The sequence below is a fragment of the Allobaculum sp. JKK-2023 genome (assembly GCF_034745455.1).
In the GTDB taxonomy this organism is placed as follows: Bacteria; Bacillota_I; Bacilli_A; order Erysipelotrichales; family Erysipelotrichaceae; genus Allobaculum.
The window spans coordinates 444,822-465,014 of record NZ_JAYERV010000003.1; the positions used below are offsets into that span (position 1 = coordinate 444,822).

A 20,193-nucleotide genomic window follows, 5' to 3' on the forward strand; every position below is an offset into this window, starting at 1 on the left:
GAGCAGAATCTATCCAATGCTATTCAGTTAAGAGATTCTGAGATTTAAATACCATTCGAATAGTATCAGCTCTTTTCTGGCTCTTACGCAAACAGTGTGTTTAGCTACCATCACTATTATCGGTGATAGCAGTTGCGGCTAAGCTCAATAACCTAAAACAAGATAGATGAACTCATCTCGAATTAGGCACTGCTATTTAATCAACAACATGAATGATGCAACCTGAACTCACGGAGAAATTATACCGATTGGACTAAATTTAGATAAAGTATCCTTTTACAAAGTAAGTATTGAGAAATGTTCTCTGGATCAAGCGTCTATTAATAGGTGAAAATACACCGATAAAGCCAATGTAATCCTAGATAAAATAGTTCGTTTTTATTTTAATCAAAGTGTATTTATAATTTTTGACCACATCGACATATTCTGGGCGTGCGTTCAGGATGCAAGCTTATTCATTCGCCAGGAGCATCAGTGTTAAAAACTACATTTGCGTAAGAGCCAACTTTTCAAGTACTATTCCATAATATGGTTTTTTCTGAATACATTTTTCTATGCTGTCTATTCTATCGGATATATTTTGACAACAATCACTAATTATCCCACTTACTTCAGACCTATATTCTAATTGGTTATAAATTTCTTCATTGCGTAGTTTAAATGTTTCTTCATTCTCTGGTTCATAAAAGTCTCGATCATCGTAATCGTCGTCTTCGGAACAACTATATTCCCCCTCTTCTTGCCTGATTAGTTTCTCTTGGAGACTATCAAGGCTATTATTTGATATTTCATAGTTTTTCATAACCTGTGAGAGGAGAGATGAATCTGAAAGAATAGCTTCAACATATCTGTCACAAGCCTTTAGACTTTCTTTCCTAGAAAGATCTCTTTTTATCCATTCCGGGATATTCTTAATCACATTTGATGGATAAACTGATTTCAGACAGTCTTCATCTGGATGATTAAGAGAATCATATGTCAGTGAGGAAGTCAAGATACAATCAGATACACAAGCAGTTATCCATTCATAATATATAAGTATCTTTCTTAGTTCATCAATCTCAACGTCACTTAAAAACTCCATTTTATCGTTGAGTGTTCGTTTGAAAACCGGAATCATTTCAGGCAATTGTTCCCATGTTATTTGGACAATATCCTTCGGTTTATCCTCTTCAAGCATTTCATCTTTATCACATAAACTTCCAAACCCTTCATGAGTTTTCTTTCCTGCTCGTTGAAAAGAGGTCTGCTGCATTCCAATCAGCTTATAATTTTCGAACCTTAAAACAATTGAATAATATTCATGTAATTCATACAAAGCCAATTTATTATGTTTAAAGTTATTGAACAATTCAACAAAAAATGTAAAGAGGCAAGAGGAAATTATACCTGTAGCAAACGTAAAACTAATATTGTACGTGAAAGATTCCTGAGGAATCCGAGAGGCGATAATTCCAAATAGCACACTGACAACTATTGATAAAACCAAACAGCCAAACAGTGTAATTTTTGGATAAAAAGCAAGCAATAGAAACCGCCATACTTCTTTTATTCTATATTTAAATCTCATATACACTTCCTTAAATCAATTTATTATACAATCTAAATTCCCGTACCTATACAAAGGGTTCGCTAAGCTCGAACAGCTCTATGATCTGGTCCTAAAGCTTTGTAGTCGTCAGGACCAGATTTTTGTTTTTCCTCTCCCGAATAAGTCACCTATTTCAGCTCTCCGATCTCGTCCACGATCTGGGCTGTAGGAATATCTCTTAGTCCATTGAAGTTAGAATAATTAGTGGACAAACCGAATAGAGTTTATTCCTAACCGGTTCTATGTCATAGAGTTACAATTCGAAACGAACAGGAGAGTATTTCTATGGCAAACAAACGGAAACAAATTACTGAAGAGCAGCGAAGAGACGCTCTTCAATATGTTAAAGACCATCCCGATCTGACGATGAAAGAATGCGCAGACAACCTTGGAATTGGGCTGAGTACTTTGAGTCGATTCAAGACACAGGCCAAACGCTCAGAGGATGGTGAACCGGAATTTATTGGATCTGGTCATTATACCAATCCAGTTGAAAAGGAAAATGCCCGTCTCCAAAGGGAACTCAAAGATGCTCTTGAGGCGCTAAAGATCTTAAAAAAAGCTATAAGCATTCTGGGAAATTAAACTCCACGCTCTATAGCCTGGTACACGAAGAAAGCGAAAAAGGAGAAGACTTCTCCGTGGCCAGAGTGCTTAAACTACTCGGCCTCTCCAGATCTGGTTATTATGCCTGCCTGAATCGAAAACCCAGTAATCAGGCGATACGTAAAGAAGATGTGAAAAAACAAATACAAAAAATATATGATCAGAGTCACCAAAATTACGGTGCCCCGAAGATTGGAGTTCTTCTACGCAGGCAAGGCTACACGATTACAGATCGAACCGTCGGTACCTATATGAAAGAGATGGGTATCCGGGCACAATGGATAAAAAAGCCACAGCGGCCTTCAATTATCCCAGGAACGGATCAAAAGCTCAGAAACATTCTGAAGCAAAAGTTCAATCCTGATCAACCAAATGCGGTCTGGTGTACTGATATTACCTATATTCACACCCGACAGGAAGGGTTTGTCTATTTAACCTGTATCATGGACCTCTTTTCAAGAAAGATTATTGCCTGGAAATTATCCAGAACCATGGAGGCTGAAGATGTTCTGGAAGCGCTGGAAACGGCTAAAATCAGGCGAAAATCCGGTCGGCCAATTGTATTGCATACAGACCAGGGTATCCATTTTACCTGCAGCCACTATCAGAATCTGACTTCCGATATGATTCGCAGCTACTCCAAAAAAGGGTACCCTTACGATAATGCCTGCATTGAATCCTTCCATTCTCTAATCAAAAGAGAGTGGCTTAACCGATTTGAGCTGGAAAATTACTAGCAGGTCTATCGCTTATGCGATCAGTATATCGAGAGTTTCTATAACCCGGTACGAATTCATAGCCACTGCAATTACCTGTCTCCAAACACCTTTGAGCAGATGAAGGCAAGTTCTAATACACAACCACTTACAAATGAAAAACAGAAAACTGCATCCGTAGAAAAAACGGATAGTGGAGGATGATAGCCGCGTTGCCAAGATCCAGTTCTCGTAAGGCGCAGCCGCTCGAGAACGGGGCCAGTCATACGGCATCATAGATAGCTTGAAAGACTTTCACCGTCGCTTCGCTCGATGGAAGACCTGAGTGCACAGGCGGTCGTAGGCTGACAAGGGTTTAAGCGCCAGCGGCCCTTGTCAGCCGCAGACCGAATGTGCGACGATGGTCATCGAGCAAGCGGCGAGTGAAAGTCCCACACACCTCATCGGAGCGAGCTGCGGTCCAGCCGCAGAGGCTGGTCGCCGATAGGCGAAACGGAAAACAACCAAATAAGGCTAAAGAAAAGCCGTCAAAAAAAGTAATCAAGGCTTCTACTGATAAGAAACCTCTATTTTAGTTGTATTAAATCTTGACATAGGACCAAATTTCTGGTTTCTTTTCCGGAGCGGTTGAAGGCATCAAGACAGCCGCTTCCAATGCCTGGAACTGGATCAGCGAGAAAACGCAGTCCATCTGGAATGGCATCAAAGACCACATCATCAACCCTATTTCTGATGCCTGGAATAAGGTTAGTGAGGTCTTCGGTAATATCTATAACTGGATCAAAGAAAAAATCGAGGGAGCCAGGGATATTGTTTCCGGTGCGATTGATGCCATAAAGGGATTCTTCAATTTCGAGTTCCACTGGCCACATATTCCGCTGCCGCATTTCTCCATTTCCGGTTCCATCAACCCTCTCGACTGGTTTGATGGCGGTCTTCCCTCGATTGGCATTGAATGGTACGCTAAAGCCATGCCAAGCGGCATGATCCTAGACGGGCCCAGTGTGTTTGGAATGAGAGGTAATACACTTCTGGCTGGTGGCGAAGCAGGCAAGGAAGTCATCGTTGGTGCGAACTCCCTCATGGGGATGATCCACTCCGCTGTTCAAAGCAGCATGATGACCCGCTCTTCCACACAGCCGCAAGCAATGGAGATCGACTATTCCAGAATTGGTCAGGAAATGAAAAACGCTGTGTTAGCACTCAGCCTGGAAGCCAATCTTTCCATGGATGGAAGAACGCTGGCCAGACAACTGGTAAAACCGATGGACCAGGAGCTTGCTAGATTGTCGAGAGGAAGATAAGAAGCATGAATTTTAATTACATTTTTCCAGATAATTTTAAGTCACTGTTTGAAATGTATGCTAGAGCGATGAAGTTAGATTCGCTGATTGAACCCTTAAGTAGATGTGAAATCAAGCATCATGATCTAGGATTTGCTTATTATGCTGGGTTACGTGGATATTGGGATTACCACGCTCTAGATGTTGACATAATTGGCATGAAGCAAGATCTTGACATCATTGAAATGAATAAGAACAGTTTTATTATAGTTTTCGATAAAGCTCTTGATCCTGAAAATACCGGTCTTGTAAGTAGAGAGTTCTTATTTATTCCGAATTCTCAACCGTCTGCTTGCTTTGACTCTCAATCAGCTGTCACCTTGCCTGATGAAAGTGATCCTTTATTAAAAACTTTAAGTTTCGATATTATTGGAAAAATTGAAAATGGAGAAGCTGATCTAGCATTAGACCGGCTTCACACATACACAACTAAATTCATCAGGAATAAATGTGAAGATATTGGTCTGGTAGTTAAAAAAGAAAATGGAGATAATCTTCCTCTCCAGAGCCTAATGGGTAACTTGTGTAAATACTATAGAGAAAACAATTTGATTGAGAGCGAATTTTCACTGAGAGCTTTAAAATCATCAATCAGTCTAATGGATGCATTTAACGAGGTAAGAAACAAGCAAAGTTATGCGCATGTCAATCAAGTGTTAAACAAAAACGAATCAAAACTTGTTGTTGAGATAGTCACATCGATTTTAAACTTCATACAAGTAATTCAGCCCGATTATTCTGAATTTAAATGGTAGAACTTTTTACTTTGAAAACAACCCCTCGGCTAACAAGGCAATTCTTTGTCTGCCAGCCCTGGTTGTAGATTGGATATTGATATTTTGTTGAAATACCAACATAAAATGCTACTTGAGGACGTAGTACCCCCTTTCCCCCGTTAGTCTGTACTAATGAATTATGGGATGCCTAAGACTATCTCACCAGTCATTTCTGAATAGACATTTCCTTCTTCATCGACAGACGACTCTCATAAATTCGAAACACCTTTAGGCTTCATGGATTTTATATTCACCATTTTTCGTTTTTCCTACATTCAGAAGCGAAAGATGGTATTTTTTATTTGAATAAATATTAACTTTTTATTAAGTGTTGGATTGAGCGTTGAAAACTTAACACTTTTCTGCAGGCTCCTGCCGATCAGAAAAACGACTTTTAGAAAGGAGCAGTCGAGATGTTAACCGTTTCTAGTACTCACCAGGATTTTTTACAGGATCTGAATGGCCGGATAGCCATCATGCGCTCTTCGCAAATTGACAGGCTTAACGATCTGTCATACGCCATGGCTTTAGGTAAGGTCACTCTGCTTAATCTGGATCCAGTTATAGATGTGATTTCTCACCTGTATTCCTCCAGAGGGCGACCTGCTGCCGATCCACGGATGCTTATTCGTTCTCTGGTTCTTATGTATCACTTCCAGGAAACCAGTATTCAGTTATGGCATGACCGCCTTGAGTACGACTTTTTACTCCGGGTACTTTGCGGCATCAGTGGACGCAACCCAGCAGTCGGGACCTATTATTCCTTAATGGATCGACTTTATCTGTGGGATATTTCTGTGAACATCCTTCCCGCAGGAAAGAATAATAAGCCTAAGAAAGCTAAAAAGCCAAAAGGCAAGCCGGGACGAAAGCCAAAAAACTCTGCCAGTCCTCCAGATTCTGATATTGATCAGTCCGGGACACCAAATCCAACCAGAAAGGGAGAAAAAATGAACCTGAATCCTCCCGGGGCGACAACCTCCCTGGCGATTCAGGCTCAAATGGGCGAGATTGACCCAGAAAGGTCTATCAGGATTCTTCAAGCTCTCTTTAAAGAAATTGCGGTGGAACCATCTATCGCAATGGGCCTGATCGATCCGGGTAATCTCATTCTTTCGGGTGATGGAACCGCTGTCTATGTTCACGCAAACAACAGAGGTCATCATCTATTAGAATACACTGGAACCGAAAAATTTGATACCCTTCGTCGTTATTCTGATCCTGATGCCAGTATTGGTTTTGACAGTGATAAGGGAGATTACTATTTTGGCTTTACAGGCTATTTTAACGTTGTTCATAACTCCGATAAAAATATTGATCTGCCAATCCACTTTATGATCGAATCTGCCAGAGAACACGATTCAACCATTTCGATTAAAGCAATAAACCAGGTCAGGCACTTATATCCGAACATAAACATTACTCATCTCTGTCTGGACAGCGCCAGTGATAATGAAGCGACTTTTCAGCTGTGCGAAAACTGGTCTATCAATCCCGTTATCGACCTCAATAAAAGAAGAGGAAAAGGAACCGAAAAAGGCAGCGTGACCATTTCCTCTACCGGCAAACCAATATGCAAATCAGGCGAAGAGAGGTGCTGTACTGGTTTTGACAAAACACATAATGCCTATAAATATCGCTGCCCGTATGTTATGAAGCGAATTTCGGAGTGCTCCCACCGTGACGAATGTTCCAAAGGTACCTATGGCCTCTCCGTCTATTTGAAGTGTAACAGTGCCAGAGAAAGGGCTATGCAGAAGCATGGAACCAAAGAGTGGAAGACAGTTTATAACAATCGGACAAGCTGTGAGCGACTCAACAATCGTTGTCTGAATGATTACGGTCTCCATAAAACGAAAACACGTACTCAGCGCCGGATATCATTTGTAACCTTTCTTGGATGTGTAAACATTCATACAGATGCCTGGTTAAAAGAGGAAAAGGCAGCTAATAATTAGTGTAAAAAAACAAACTAGTATTCCTACTTTTTTTAGTGCGGCCTTTTTTTCAGATCGACTGAAACTGACTTCTCAAAACTTTCTTTGAGAAAGACAGAACTAATAAAAGCCGCTTAGCTGATATTTTCTTAATAATTTGTTAATAATTCATTCAGATTCCTCCTAGAATTTATGAGAGTGCTCAAAATGTATTTTATTTGATTTTTGAATTTATGTATTCCCATTCCGCGTCTGTAATTGCCCATACCTTCCTCAAATATTCGTCTGTGTACTGCCGATCATATACTTTTAAATCAGGAACAAAAATGAATTGTTCTCGAGTGATGTGTTGAGAAACAACAGCTTGCAATAAAAGGAATCTAGCAGTTTTCGTGAATAAGTATGATCGGAAATTCTCTACTTCTTCTTTTGTTTTTGCTGAATAAACGACGAAGAACGACTCGGTACATGCTGTGCCAGGGGGAAGAATGAACGTATTGTTATCTGTATAAAACCCAATGGGTTTATTGAAATCCGTTTGCCCAGCAATTGGTGCAATGGGCGCTACGAACTTCCATTTATTTAATAGATCAAAGTTATCAACCACATCTTTTGGATCTGCATATTTCAGTCCAATCTTCTGAATGAATCTACAAGGAATTCCTTGCTCTTTTGGTGGATAGTTAGTAGACAAGCCAAAAGGTTTTCTGGCTGAACAAATCTTATTTAAAAAGCAGCCGTGATGTTTTTTAAGAATTTTCTCCAGTATCTCCACAGATTTGTTATCCCGAATAAAGACTGGATATTTATTAAGTTCACGAATCATGACGTTTTTTTCAGAACCTTTAACATTTACCACTTCTGTTTTCGTAGATGTTTCTTTGTAAGATGATAAAAAGTAACATACTCCACCAGATATATCTACCTCTGGAAATACATCAGTGGATGTCGGGAAATCAATCAACTTCTTGACATGCTGACTACTCAGCATTGTTTTACGGAAATCATTCAATCCCTTCCCACCCGCATACCATCTAGATGGCATTATTAAAGATGAAAATTCTGGTTTGAGTGCTTCTGCTGTTAGCACAAAGTAGTTGTAAACTGCTTTTGCACTCACACCGTGTCCCGAATCCATCAACTGATATGGCGGATTTCCGACGATTGTTGAAAAGTGCAAATCATCCTCTCCTTTATGAACATTTAATCCCCAGAACCTTTTTGAGTTTACTTTCTTGATGAACTCGCCCTTTTTGTTTTCGAGGGTGGTAATCAGATTCTTGAAGGAATGAAGATTTGGCCTTCCAGGACCATATCCCAATAGCGTCCGTTTTGTAATAGTTTTAGCCATTGGTGTTTTACAAACTGCAAAGATATTATTTTCGACAATTGATTTCCACAATTGTCTTTGATCTAATTCAGGATTCTTTTCTACCTTATTCCTAAAAACCGAATAGCAAGAGTATAAAGGATACAGTCCAGTCTTCGAATTAATATCCAAAATTTTAGGGTCATCAACTTCGAATATCGCACTTGTTGCTTCTCCTTGGACGACATAACGAGGTAAGTCAAGCTGGTTTTCGTATTTTTCATCAAAGAAGCACCAGCCACCTATTGTGTCCGCTAACTGCATATTCACTACTCGCCAAGGAGTCAGTACTGTTTCCTTATCAGGATTTTTGAAGGTAGAGAAGATATCGGCAATCTTTTTTACCCGCTCAACCGGTTCAAGTGTATCTGCTTGTCTAGCTGAGTTTCGAATACGTCTTCCAGCTGCAATGAAAATCTCTTCGTCATAAAACCGCCTTAGTTTTCTAAACTCTGCTTTTGTAACCCCATTAGGCATGAACTCTTCCCAGGAAGCATCATCAACTAATTTGACGAAGGTATCAAGGTCAATATCATCTGAATATGGCACATCAGCTCCATATATAAGCAAAGGCATCCGGGTCGAAATCTGACGCAGAATCGAAATAGCTTGAGCTCGGTTCTTTTTCTTTTCTTTCAACTCCTCAAGTCTGGCCTCTTCTTCAGGGGTCAATTGTTCCTTCTCTTTCTTTTTCTTATTGATTTCTTCCTCTTCTTCACGCTCTTCATTGGTCAAGCCAGTTTTGTTGATATCAATCTCCTTGTTTTTTTCTTGTGCTTTTGATTTACCGATCGCAGTTTGAAGATCTTTGAACATTTCAAGATCTTTTTCATCCAAGGTGAAAAGTTCATCAGTATAAAGCCTATTGTCATCAAAACCGTGTTGAACTACTTTTTCGGCATAGGCACGCTTAAGTTGTTGGAGAAGCTTTGGAGTATCATAAGGCTTCATTTCGGAGCCGGAGATCGCAATCACAGGGCAGTAATTTAAAAATTTTCCCAGAATCTCACGATCCCTTTCTTTTGTAGATCCAGCTTTTGAGGATACTTTGACCGCATCTGCCACCATTTTTAGTGTTCGGTCAGGAGCAAAATCGAAAACATAACCGGCGTCTTTGATTTTTCCGTTAATATTGGCTGGAGACTGCACTCGGAAAATAGTCTGTAGATAATTGGCCGCAGAGGTACTGTACGATCCTGAAAGCATGAATACGCCTGTCCACTCTTTAACGGTGACTCCTGTGGTGAGTTTTCCACAAGACAGAGTGATCGTATAAGTGTCATTCAATGCGGCTCTGTTAATTGCGTTTCGGACTTTCGTCAATGCTTCCTCGTTAGGATCTTCCGGATTGCCATCGCCAGCAACGTTGACGATCTCAAATTGACCACTACCAAAAACAGGATGCTTCATCATCAACTTCGACAAAGCTCGAGCTTCATCGACTCCTGGAACCATCCATAGAGTGTGTTTGAAAATATCACGATATTCAGCTGTCGAAAACGGATAGGCGCTTGTCTGACTTTCTTTACTCATCAGATTCAGGAAAGACCAAACATCCTTTTCATGAACGAAATCGCCCACATGTGCTCCCTGGGGCATATCTTCATGGTCGTACTTAAAATCACCTGTGAAGGTACGGAAGAATTCTTTGAAGTTGAAGGCTTTATCCTCGAAAGAAGTATATGCAGAGCTTCCCAGGGCGTCTCCAAGATCATATGTATAAATTTTCAGCTCTGGAAGATCAGAATAAGGGTTAGAATCCCCAAAATGAAGTTTGTCCCATTCAGATTTGGATTCCTGCTCCATGACATAGTCCCAAGTGTAGATGGCATCCTCTTCATAATCGTCAAGAATGTTGAATGGTGTTCCAGACAACGACAAAAGCTTCGTATTTTTGTGTACCAATGTCTTGATTGTTGTATCACCAAGAGACGTTTGGGTTCCTTCGTGGGCTTCATCCACAATCACACAGTCCCAGTCTGTATCGAAAATCTCGTCATTCTTCTGATAGCCACCCTTTTTTATCTTTGCAGACTCTCTCAAATCTTGGATGGACGCAAAATAGACGAAGGGATTATCTTCCTCGGCCAATTGCTCAAAAGAGTAGCCTTTCTTTTTCGATCCATAGCGGTAGTCAGTATTACGAAAAATCTTTCTGAAATCTTCGAACCAGCCTTCATTAACTACTGGCCTATGAGTTACGATGATCGTCTTCTTAAACTTCGCTCTTTTGATAATCTCCAAGCCAACAAATGTTTTTCCGTATCGCATTTTTGCATTGATCAAGAATCGATCCGATTTTTTGAAATGTTTTACCGCTCTGGAAATACACTCTTCCTGTTCTGGTCTGAAAATTATCGGAGCAGATACCATTTTTCCGTCTGGGGTGAAATAGGCCTTGTTGCTTTTCACTGCTCGGATGGCGGTCTTAGCAGCATCCAAATCAAGTTCAAACCATTCAGAACCAGTTGTATCATCGATACGCACGTTCTCGATTCCAGAATTTTTTAAGACAGAGTGAACGTCTTTATCTGAGAAAGCTTTGGATACCACCAAACCATTTTCATTGACATCTTTTACTGCCAGCTCTGTCCAAAGAAGGTCATAATGGATCCCAGCTGTCTGGGTATAGCTATCAATCCGATCACGTGCAGCTTTGTTGAGTTCCTTTGAATTTGGGTTCAGTTGGTCTCGAGGAGTTTTAGTCTTCAAGGAGGCCTTTCCAATTTTCAATTTTCCGTGATGCGCCTGATCAGGAATGCCAAAAACATAGATCAAATTATATTCAAAATTATCCTCGAAATATGGTTTCATAGTCTTTTTTCTCTCTATCGGTTTAACAAGCTTCGGAATTCTATTATTTCAGGCTTACCATCTGTCTTATTTGTCCAATCCGCAATCAAACAGTAAGGACTGTCTCCTGAATCAAAAAGGGCTGAGTCTTCAAAAAATGTGATCCCATCTTCATCTTCCTCAAAACCAAACGTCAATTGCTCATATGGCTTGACCGGTTTAGAAAAAGGTAGGCAGTTAGTCAATCCATCCATCTGCCATACATTCCAAGAAATAATCTCGGCAATTCTTGAAATCTGCTTGAGCGATGGAAATCGTCCAAATCTATCAAAAAAATACTCGATATAGGTAAATAGGAGATTTTCTCTAGCTAAAAATAAATTATCACCCTGGTACTCATAACCGTAGGTTGATTCGAAAGCTTTAATAACTGAAGCATTCCAAACTTGATCAGATTTTGCGTTTTCGTTAATCACTCTGAATTTTCGGTCTAGCAAACCAATCCGATCTTTAAGCTCTATCTTTTCACCACTCACAGTATCGTAACGACTAACCAGATATGGGGCTTCACCACAAGTAATCTCTAATCGGATATCGGCTACATAATCCTTCCAGGTTTTTCCAGCAGAAAATTGAATAGGGTCTGCCGAGGTTTGCCAACTACCGAAATCACCAACATTGAACGAATTCTCACTGCCCAACCAGGCGTCATCCACTAAATTGTTCTGCATATTGCAGACCCAGGAAGGGGTGAATACTTCTGCCTTATCCTTGGTTCTCGCAGTTTGTGCTGCTTGAGACTTCCGAACGCGTGGCTTTAAGAAGTTTCTCTTTCCAAATTTTACGGTATTAGGATCTAGTTGTTTGTCAGCTCCAAACTGCACTCCAAACTCAAGATGACTGGAAGTTGCCCAAACAATACTTTTTCCCGTCGTATGGTCCTTTAACAAAGTTCGCAGAATTGATGGATATAGCTCGTAAAGAGCTGATTCAAACTCTGTTAGAGACCAGGAATCAATAATCTCTGTTTTCGTTTTCATTGTCCTTATTATACCGAATAGCCGTTTATCTAGCGACCAACCTAAGGATAGCCACTAGTCCCGTTTAACCACCTGGCATTGGTCCAGCCCCTTAAATGCAAATGAAATCAACGAAAGAGCATCCAAAGCTTTCACTTCATTCACAGGCCAATCAAGTTTTAAATTGTGAGCCTGCGGGTTTCTAAACATCAGAAAAATAGCATTAATCAAAGTTCTAAGACCGTTCTGCTCGTTTCTTTCCGTCTCAGTCTCCAATCGATTCAAAACAAGGTATGGATTTTTGGTGGAAAATGCCTTTTCAAAGAGATTTGCTCCATCGCCAGTAAGTCCGGTTAGTTCTCTCACTTTCTTTGATAAACCTTTTGATGCCTCGAAAACGGCCTCAAAGTATTGACCATTTACATATTCTTTTTTTGCAAGGTGAACAACCGATGGGTGAAAGTTCTGTTTTTGAAATTTTGCTTCGCGCTCATTGGCCCTTCGATCTACTTCGTCTAAAGTATCGGCCTTTTCTACCTCAACTATTATTCCGCTAGTATTTATTTCATATCCTTCTAGAAGCAGAACTTTGTTAATCCCGTTAACCAAATACTCATACTGTTCACGATTATCAAAATCAGTATAACGAGCTAGATTGACGGTTTTTTCTATTATATCTTTGAACAAATATTGAGATTGTTCTCTATTGAATTTATATGCTAAACAGTTGAAGAACCATTGCCTTTTGTTTGGAGCAATCGGTAAATCGTATGGTACGCTACACAGATCAAGAAGATGCTGGAGCTCCCTTCCTGTTAAACCATTGGAGGTGTCAGCAATGATATCGCAGATGCTTTCGACTTTTTGTTGGTCAAACTCGTGTTGGTACATGTCATTCGGATCCTTTCTTTAATCAGAATCGATACTTTCTCGACTTATGAAAAGCAGCCGGTCCTACTCATTTATCCGGTAGAATCGGCCCCTAACAGTAACAATATAAAGATTGGTTTTTATACCTCAGTGATATAAATGGTGGTCTGATTTGTTTAGTGATACGATCAATCAATCTGTTTTTGCCTATAACTACATCGAACTTTTTCTTGCCCATGTCGTTACCTTCTTTCGTTTCAATCTCTTTATATAAAATTGTCTTTTTTGCTCTCCACTTTCTAACCTGGCAAAGTGGAGCTTTTTCTTCTTGTTCCTCTTCGATATCGAACAAAGTCATTTGTTCGACCATTGGCTGTGGTACTCCGAGCGGAACTGTTCCACTTAGTCCGTCCATCTGCCAAAAGTTCCAGGTAATGATATTTGTGATCGCTGTTAGAAGACTTAGGTCTGCCTCTTTTTTCCAGATGGTCTGGTAGTAGTCAACAAAAGTCATGAGGAGATTGATGCGACCAATGAGCAGATTATCGCCCTGGTATTCATAGCCATACACACTTTCATAAGCACGTTTGGTCCACTTCAACCAGTCTTCTTCATTGTCTGTATTCTCTGTAACTATACGCAGTTTGCGATCGAGAACCCCCATTCTTTCTTCAATGGAGATGATCTCTCCAGTTGATGCGTTGTAACGTGAAACGATAAACGGTGCTTCGCCACAGGTAATTTCCAGGACTGAGCGGTCAATGTAGTCCTGCCATTTTTTTCTTTGAAATCGATTTTTTCTTTTCTTGTTATCCAGGACTGACTTTTTTCAACATTGAACACGTCTGGTCTGCCAAACCACTCTTCATCGAGGTGATTGATCATCTTATTCACAATCCATGAGGGCGTGAATACCTCTGCTTTGGCTTTCGTTCTTTGCTGCTGAGTCTCTATTGCTTTGAATGCCCGCGGCTGGATAAGAACTGGATTCATTCCCTTGAGAGCCCCTGTTGTGATTTCAAAGCGATCACAGTATTTGGGTCCATATTCGCTGTAACCATCCGTTGCCCAGATAATTTTCTTTCCAGTCGTTTTATCAACCAGGAGTTTTTCCAAGACCATGTTGAGAGGATATTTTCGAAACTCAATGATTTTTTCCATTTCCAGTACCTCCAGCTTCATCATTTGATTTGCTCTTTAGCACCCATTATAAAGGAAGAAACGATCCTGAGGTCGAGGCGTTAGGAGTTCTTGACTATCTGATCTATCTTGTTTAAACACAGTCGGTCATGACCAAAACATACTTGCAGCAAGAATATCAAAATTGATTTATCAACGAAGCTGGTATAAAGATGCCCTTCTTTACCTGAGACACGATTCGTTGTACATTCCATCGGAATTCTTTGTGATTACAGCAACTATTTTAGTTAACAAATCCCATATTCAAGAAGAATTATACGTTCTTTTATTGTAAAGCTGCATAAGTTATTGATTTCAAAAATTATTTGTACCTTTTTGTGAGGTTTTTGTGCTTATCATTTGTGTTTTTAGAGGATGTATTATAATCAAATTTCCGAATGAAGAATTTAACAAACGGTAGTGCAAATGATAGATTCGCCATTTTTGAGCAGCATTTTAATACTTGTGATCGATCTACAGTAGTCAAAACGAAAAATACCCCTGAGCTCAATAGATTCAATTGACTATTTTGCTCTGGGGCATACGGTCTACATCGCACAATTATCTAAGATGGCAATCCAAGTAATTCCATGATGTCATATAATGATTTAATTCTTCTACAAGTGCATATCGACTGGATAAACCAGAAAAAACTCTTTGAACAGTCATTATCCCTTCCCTCTTCCAAAGCCAGGCGAATTCCACTCGTGACTTGAGCAATTCTAGTCAAATTGAGACCTTTCTCCTTAGCTTTCTGAACACCGGAAACGATGGATCCGATCGTTCGTTCTCCAGTGGATTCTCATTTGCTCACAGACCGGCTTTTGAGGCTGATGAATAGCGAGATAAGCCGCTTTATCACCGTAAATTTCAAAACAATTCAAGTTTTATGGTAGGCTTATTTTTAGTCACTCACGCCAGAATATATAAAAACATATAGTGAGAAATTCAGGCTCTTTGGGAATTCAAAGAGCCTGAATTTGAAATCCTATCTGACTGTGAGCAGTGGGCGATACATATAATATGGCGATACATATAATATAAGGAAAGGAAATTTATGGGTATCATGAACAAATTGGGAAGCAACCTGGCGCAGGGGCTGATGGGCAACCTGTCAGAACAGTCTGTTGAAAAACTGACCAGTGAGTATGCTCCCTACCTGATGAATGGCGAAACGATTCAGTCTGGTTTTACGCTGATTCGTGATGCAGTGATCTTTACCAATTACCGGATCATTTATGTGGATAAACAAGGTGCGACTGGCCAGAAAACAAGACTCAACACGATTTATCTTGATTCAATGATCAACGTTTCTGTCGAAACTGCCGGATTTGGAATTGATGACAGCGAAATTAATATCGAATACATCACTTCTCCGTATTACAAAGTCAGCTCGGGTGTTTCGACTGATTCACTCAAGCTGGAATTTCCAAAATGCTATCCGATTCAGGATCTTTACAAGTGGCTTCAGGAAACTGCATTCGCAAATCACACTCGAATCAATCAATAACCATTACAATAAGCAAAAGGGCTGTCCCCTACTGGAGTTGGTGTTTTCCAGTATGGGACAGCCCCAATTTGTTTTACGTTGATTCTTCCGAATCAGTCAATTCATCACTATCGTTCCGATGCGCCCAGTTATAAAAATCCCGAAGAGGATGCCAGTTTCTTGTCAAATAAGATACCGGAATGCAAAAGGGCGCAATGATAAGAAAGGTATAAAAATAGGTAAGATCACCTGTTCTTTTGTAGTAGAGAAAAGAAATGGCGGAAAAAATGATGATCCAGGCGACTACTTTGATCCAGAATTGTTTCATTTTAATCTCCCTTCCAGTTTGGCGATGGAGTGTTGACAGGTTGCCCATAGCTGATCTGATCATTGACCCTCGCCTTTTCCATCGTCTTGTCGATGGCTTGAGTCCCTCCATGAAGCTTCTACCTGACAGCTGGTCGTGTCTGTATTCCCATCGTATTACAACTATCCATTGAGATGAAATTTTAATTTCAAAACTATTACATATTCTGATAGCCAGATGGTATAAGAAACAAGTATCCAGGCTGCTTCTTTGTAAAACAGAAAGAGAAAGAGCTTTTTCAGTAGTCTGATCAGCAGTGTTTTCAATAGGTCTGCCTGGTGCTGACCATCAGCAGGCGGTCCTAAACTAAAAAGATCTCCCGCCGCCTGGAAGTATCTGTCTGAAAACAGACTCTTTCTGGCATACAGGAGATCTGAATGAGATGGATTACGGATTGCTTAGATTCAGCTCAAGATCAATTGGTAAAAAGAGTACTTTGTGTTTTTAAGATTGAGCATAGAGTTCTTGCTGGCGCCTTATGAGCATTGGCATTCTGGCAAAGAAGCGAATGACAATGACCGCTGTGATGGCAAAAGCACATAAGTCAGCGGCAACAGCCGCATAGACAATACCATTGAGTCCGCCGATCTGCGCAAAGGCGATGGAAAAAAGAATCAGCAGGCCATCGCGAAGAATCGACAGAAAAGCCGCGGATCCAGCCTGGCCAACCGACTGCATGAAGATGGAGCAGACTTTCTGCAGGCAGGTCAATGTGATCAGGGACAGATAGATTCTGACCACCTGAATGGCAAAGCTCATATACAGGGCGTCCTGCGCACCAAAGATGCTGACCAGTTCGCGAGTAAATAAGAAGAAGCAGGCGGTTGCAGCCAGGCCAACGATGGTGGTGACAATCATCATCCGTTTAAAGAGGATGCGGATACGCTCTTGTTTTCCAGCCGCAAAATTAGTTCCCGCAATCGGCTGGCAGCCAGCTCCCATTCCAACAGCAATATTGACGACAACCTGGAAGAGTTTCATGAGCACAACGAAGGCTGCCAGAGGAATTTCCGAACCATATTGAGAAAGAGCTCCATAGTGAACAAGCAGCAGGTTGTTGACCACTGTGATGATGACAATGGAAAACTGTGAAAGAAAACTGGAGACGCCAAGGCGGATAATTTGCAGATCAATTCCCTGATGCATTTTAAAGCTCGAAGGATAAAGCATCATCTGTTTGGGACGCATGAAGTAGATCAACGATAAAACCAGAGACAGAACCTGTCCAAGAACAGTCGCCCAGGCTGCGCCCTGAATTCCAAACTTGAAAACAAAGACTGCAAGCCAGTCACCCATAATATTGAAGACAGCCCCATACACCATGCAAAACATCGCATATCCAGGTGCTCCATGGGCCCGGATGACTGGGCTTAATGCGTTTTGAAGCATCGCAAGCGGAAGAAACAGCACGATTATATTTCCATATTGTCTGGCCATGTCAGCTACGCCTTCGGAGGATCCAAGGATAGCCAGCACTTGCCTGGGAAAGAGGAAGTAGATCACGATGATGACCAGTCCAGTAAGGAAGGTCATCCAGATGGTCTGGCCGGTAAACAGACCAATCTGGGGGTTCTTGTCTGTTCCCTGCTTCAGGGAATAAGCAGCTGCAGCTCCATCTCCAAAAAGCAGAGCGAGACCTAGCCCTAAAACTGTAAGGGGGAAAATAATCCCGGTTGCCGCGTTTGCAACATAGCCAATCCCGTTGCCGACAAACATCTGATCTGCAATATTATACAGACAGGAGATCAGCAGTGAGGCGATACATGGAAGACTGAATTTCATCATCAGTTTTCCGACAGGTTGTTCGATCAGAAAGTCATTCATTGAAAGCAGCTCCTTTCGAACCAAAAAAAGAGCATGTCACGATCATCATTCAATCTGCAGCCAGACTTACGTGATGAACACAACATGCTCGAGGTTTTTCGGTTTTTATTTCTGTCTCTAGAAAATACCAGAATTTTTTGGGATTTTCAAAAGGATATCGGGCAAAATTTTGCTCTAAAGGCCATGCATAAAGCCGTTTTTTAAAGTTTCATTTTTATTTGAATGCGCTTTCTCATCCATCCATCCATCCATCCATCTATCTATCCATCTATCCATCAGTCAGCCCGACTGCATGGATTTTGAAGGGATGGCTTTCGATTCAATCTGACCTTTCAGGTGAAGATGAATCATTTTTGGCCTGGGATTTCATTCGCCTACCGCATAGGGGAGTCCCAATTCGAGCCGCTCACGGATTTCACTCAGCTTTGCGAGCATGTCACTGGTAAACGCAAATACTTCCAGTCCGATCGAGTCTGCGTTGTCCAGTTCAATCAATACCTGATCGGCTGCAACTTCATCGTCGGGTTTGACTTTGACTTTGGCTGCTAATGGCATCAGATTATTTTCAATCAGATACCCATTGCCTTCATCCATGAAGATCTCGATCTGGTTTGGACTGACATTTACTGTCTGAACAGTTCCAGGCTCAAGGGATTTGATGACGTTTTCACCGGTGCATTCCACACCGCGGATAAATCCTTCTTCCTGGATTTCCTTGAGGATCTCATTGGCTCTGGCTTTTTTTTCGAGATCTACGTTGAACTGATCAAGGAATTCACGAATCTGCTTCAGAAATGACATACTCTGACCTCCACTCTATGGGTGATGATGCTTTTATTTTTCGCTAAATCTGTCCTGGCTGCCCGTTTCCTTACCCTATTGAATTTCTGCGGCCTTTAATGGATATGGCGGATAAATCTGTTGATCTGTCTGGATGAACTCGTGATCGAATTTATCTGTATGGATCTGTTTGTCTGGGTTCTTCTGATGGATCCGTCAGATGAACCTTTCCCTATGAATCTTTCCTGACGGCCTGAATGGATTCAGAATCAGGTCTGGCTATTTGACCAGCTTAGCCATAGACGATTTATATCTTCTTTCTTTAAGAATAGCCGAACTTGGAGAGTTGCGAAAAGATGAAGATCAAAGAATTCAAAACTGGCAGACTGGTTCAGTTTTGAAAACGGGATTGGGGGTTTTGCTTTCCTGATTCTATTCCCTGAACGTTCTAAGATCTTCGATCGCCTGACTAGACAACCAAGTCAACTTTTTGCACGATGAGGTTTAAAGGAGGATTTTCTTTATGTTTTCTATGGATGCATTCAGACTGGACGGCAAAGTTGCTCTGGTTACCGGAGCATGCTATGGAATTGGATATGCGATCGCCAAAGCGTTAGCAAAAGCAGGAGCAACGATTGCATTCAATGCCCGCAATCCACAGGCGATTGAAAAGGCATTGGCTGAGTATAAAGCCAATGGAATCGAAGCCCATGGATATGTGTGATGTAACGGATGAAAAAGCTGTGGATGTTCTGGTCAAACAGATTGAAGAAGAGATTGGTACGATTGATATTCTGATCAACAATGCCGGAATTATTAAACGGATTCCAATGCTTGAGATGAGCGTCGAAGATTTTCGCAAAGTCGTGGACATTGATCTGACTGGACCATTTATTGTGGCCAAAGCTGTCTTGCCGGGCCTGATCAAGAAGGGGCATGGCAAGATTATTAACATCTGTTCGATGATGTCAAAACTGGGTCGTGAGACCGTATCGGCCTATGCGGCAGCAAAAGGCGGACTGAAGATGCTGACTAAAAACATCTGCAGCGAATATGGCGGCGCCAATATTCAGTGTAACGGTATTGGGCCAGGCTATATTGCGACACCTCAGACTGCCCCATTACGAGAAAGACTAGCAGATGGATCCAGACAGCCTTTTGATGAGTTCATCCTTTCCAAAACGCCGGCTGGCCGCTGGGGAACACCTGAAGATTTAATGGGGCCAGCCGTTTTTCTGGCCAGTGATGCCAGCAATTTTGTCAATGGCCATATTTTATATGTCGATGGCGGCATTCTGGCTTACATTGGCAAGCAGCCATCACAATCCAAAATGAAGTATCTGAAGGCCAAAAGAGCAGAAGAGCAGAATTTCTGCATTGGCTGAAAAAAATCGAAATCAAGCTTCAAAAGAGACTCATGAAAGATTGACGTTCGAAAACAGACCTTGCAAGATAAACACCTGACGAAGACAAAGATAAAAAGACAAGAAGTTGGGATCGGCTGTCACAATTCGATCCGACATGGAGATTTGAA

The 20,193-nt window shown here is 41.1% G+C and carries 15 protein-coding genes and 1 pseudogene; 7 read left to right on the plus strand and 9 right to left on the minus strand.

The features are described from left to right. Positions 1-484 precede the first annotated feature (484 nt). On the minus strand, positions 485-1,570 hold the full coding sequence (locus U4956_RS01830; RefSeq protein WP_323088565.1) for a hypothetical protein: 1,086 nt from the start codon (positions 1,568-1,570) through the stop codon (positions 485-487). Between the two features lie 306 nt (positions 1,571-1,876). Between U4956_RS01830 and U4956_RS01835 the strand changes: the two genes are divergently transcribed. Both U4956_RS01835 and U4956_RS01840 read left to right on the plus strand, forming a co-directional pair. After that, positions 1,877-2,176 (plus strand): transposase, encoded by a 300-nt coding sequence (locus U4956_RS01835; protein WP_323088329.1) that lies wholly within the window; start codon positions 1,877-1,879, stop codon positions 2,174-2,176. Positions 2,177-2,193: 17 nt separating this feature from the next. Then, positions 2,194-2,934, plus strand: coding sequence for an IS3 family transposase (locus tag U4956_RS01840; RefSeq protein ID WP_323091429.1), 741 nt, complete (start codon positions 2,194-2,196; stop codon positions 2,932-2,934). Positions 2,935-3,479: 545 nt separating this feature from the next. Here U4956_RS01840 and U4956_RS01845 read toward each other — a convergent pair. After that, the gene (locus U4956_RS01845) at positions 3,480-3,776 is read right to left on the minus strand and encodes a hypothetical protein (protein WP_323088566.1); all 297 of its coding nucleotides are present in this window, start codon (positions 3,774-3,776) and stop codon (positions 3,480-3,482) included. 141 nt (positions 3,777-3,917) lie between these two features. Here U4956_RS01845 and U4956_RS01850 point away from each other — a divergent pair, with 141 nt between their 5' ends. The 3 genes from U4956_RS01850 to U4956_RS01860 all read left to right on the plus strand — a co-directional run bounded on the left by U4956_RS01850 (position 3,918) and on the right by U4956_RS01860 (position 6,990). Further along, a complete protein-coding gene (locus tag U4956_RS01850) occupies positions 3,918-4,217 on the plus strand; it encodes a hypothetical protein (RefSeq protein ID WP_323088569.1) in 300 nt (99 codons plus the stop codon). A 5-nt stretch (positions 4,218-4,222) separates the two neighbouring features. Continuing rightward, positions 4,223-5,011: an abortive infection family protein gene (locus U4956_RS01855; RefSeq protein ID WP_323088570.1), complete on the plus strand. Its 789-nt coding sequence runs from the start codon at positions 4,223-4,225 to the stop codon at positions 5,009-5,011. Between the two features lie 434 nt (positions 5,012-5,445). Beyond that, entirely contained in the window at positions 5,446-6,990 is a 1,545-nt protein-coding gene (locus U4956_RS01860) for a transposase (protein ID WP_323088574.1), read from the plus strand. A 193-nt stretch (positions 6,991-7,183) separates the two neighbouring features. Here the strand turns inward: U4956_RS01860 and U4956_RS01865 are convergent, their stop codons facing one another. The 5 genes from U4956_RS01865 to U4956_RS01885 form a co-directional block, all read right to left on the minus strand. Then, entirely contained in the window at positions 7,184-11,152 is a 3,969-nt protein-coding gene (locus tag U4956_RS01865; RefSeq protein ID WP_323088576.1) for an Eco57I restriction-modification methylase domain-containing protein, read from the minus strand. Between the two features lie 14 nt (positions 11,153-11,166). Beyond that, the gene (locus U4956_RS01870; protein WP_323088578.1) at positions 11,167-12,171 is read right to left on the minus strand and encodes a restriction endonuclease subunit M; all 1,005 of its coding nucleotides are present in this window, start codon (positions 12,169-12,171) and stop codon (positions 11,167-11,169) included. Positions 12,172-12,225: 54 nt separating this feature from the next. Then, the gene (locus tag U4956_RS01875; protein ID WP_323088580.1) at positions 12,226-13,041 is read right to left on the minus strand and encodes a TIGR02391 family protein; all 816 of its coding nucleotides are present in this window, start codon (positions 13,039-13,041) and stop codon (positions 12,226-12,228) included. 91 nt (positions 13,042-13,132) lie between these two features. Continuing rightward, positions 13,133-13,684 carry a hypothetical protein gene (locus tag U4956_RS01880; RefSeq protein WP_323088583.1) on the minus strand — a complete coding sequence of 184 codons (552 nt, stop codon included), beginning with the start codon at positions 13,682-13,684 and terminating at the stop codon, positions 13,133-13,135. Then, on the minus strand, positions 13,654-14,181 hold the full coding sequence (locus tag U4956_RS01885) for a hypothetical protein (protein WP_323088585.1): 528 nt from the start codon (positions 14,179-14,181) through the stop codon (positions 13,654-13,656). Before U4956_RS01885 ends, U4956_RS01880 begins: the two co-directional genes overlap by 31 nt. Positions 14,182-15,256: 1,075 nt before the next feature. Between U4956_RS01885 and U4956_RS01890 the strand changes: the two genes are divergently transcribed. Beyond that, positions 15,257-15,709 (plus strand): PH domain-containing protein, encoded by a 453-nt coding sequence (locus U4956_RS01890; protein ID WP_323088588.1) that lies wholly within the window; start codon positions 15,257-15,259, stop codon positions 15,707-15,709. Between the two features lie 790 nt (positions 15,710-16,499). Here the strand turns inward: U4956_RS01890 and U4956_RS01895 are convergent. Both U4956_RS01895 and U4956_RS01900 read right to left on the minus strand, forming a co-directional pair. Beyond that, on the minus strand, positions 16,500-17,879 hold the full coding sequence (locus tag U4956_RS01895; protein ID WP_323088591.1) for an MATE family efflux transporter: 1,380 nt from the start codon (positions 17,877-17,879) through the stop codon (positions 16,500-16,502). Positions 17,880-18,245: 366 nt separating this feature from the next. Further along, positions 18,246-18,680: a hypothetical protein gene (locus U4956_RS01900; protein WP_323088593.1), complete on the minus strand. Its 435-nt coding sequence runs from the start codon at positions 18,678-18,680 to the stop codon at positions 18,246-18,248. 502 nt (positions 18,681-19,182) lie between these two features. Here U4956_RS01900 and U4956_RS01905 point away from each other — a divergent pair. Continuing rightward, positions 19,183-19,978 (plus strand): annotated as a pseudogene (locus U4956_RS01905) (gluconate 5-dehydrogenase); the annotation flags it as partial. Positions 19,979-20,193: the final 215 nt, after the last annotated feature.